A 942-nucleotide genomic window follows, 5' to 3' on the forward strand; every position below is an offset into this window, starting at 1 on the left:
GGCTTTGGGTGGTTAGTATCAAACGCCTCGTCATGGGCGCACATGCTCGGGTACGGGAATATCAACCCGTTGTCCATCGACTACGCCTGTCGGCCTCGCCTTAGGTCCCGACTTACCCTGGGCGGATTAGCCTGGCCCAGGAACCCTTGGTCATCCGGCGGCAGAGTTTCTCACTCTGCATTCGCTACTCATGCCTGCATTCTCACTCCCACACCCTCCACGACTGGCTTCCGCCGCCGCTTCCCTGGATGCAGGACGCTCCCCTACCCATCCGTGCGACTAGACAAGAGCCTCAAGGACTCAAGCCGATCTATTGCACAAATGACACAGCTTCGGCGGTGTGCTTAAGCCCCGCTACATTGTCGGCGCAGGACCACTTGACCAGTGAGCTATTACGCACTCTTTCAAGGGTGGCTGCTTCTAAGCCAACCTCCTGGTTGTCTGGGCAATCCCACATCCTTTCCCACTGAGCACACACTTAGGGGCCTTAGCTGGTGTTCTGGGCTGTTTCCCTCTCGACGACGAAGCTTATCCCCCGCCGTCTCACTGCCGTACTCTAACACCACGGTATTCGGAGTTTGGTTGATTTCGGTAACCCGGTAAGGCCCCTAGACCATCCAGTAGCTCTACCCCCGTGGAGAAACATACGACGCTGCACCTAAATGCATTTCGGGGAGAACCAGCTATCACGGAGTTTGATTGGCCTTTCACCCCTACCCACAGCTCATCCCCTCAGTTTTCAACCTAAGTGGGTTCGGGCCTCCACGACGTCTTACCGTCGCTTCACCCTGGCCATGGGTAGATCACTCCGCTTCGGGTCTAGACCACGCGACTATATTCGCCCTATTCAGACTCGCTTTCGCTACGGCTACCCCACACGGGTTAACCTCGCCACGCAGCACTAACTCGCAGGCTCATTCTTCAAAAGGCACGCCATCACCC

The 942-nt window shown here is 56.9% G+C and carries 1 rRNA gene; it reads right to left on the reverse strand.

Features of this window, described 5'->3' with window-relative positions:
- Positions 1-942: ribosomal RNA gene (locus ACLJQF_RS48830) — 23S ribosomal RNA — on the reverse strand; the annotation flags it as partial.

Source organism: Amycolatopsis sp. lyj-109 (genome assembly GCF_046548995.1).
GTDB lineage: Bacteria > Actinomycetota > Actinomycetes > Mycobacteriales > Pseudonocardiaceae > Amycolatopsis.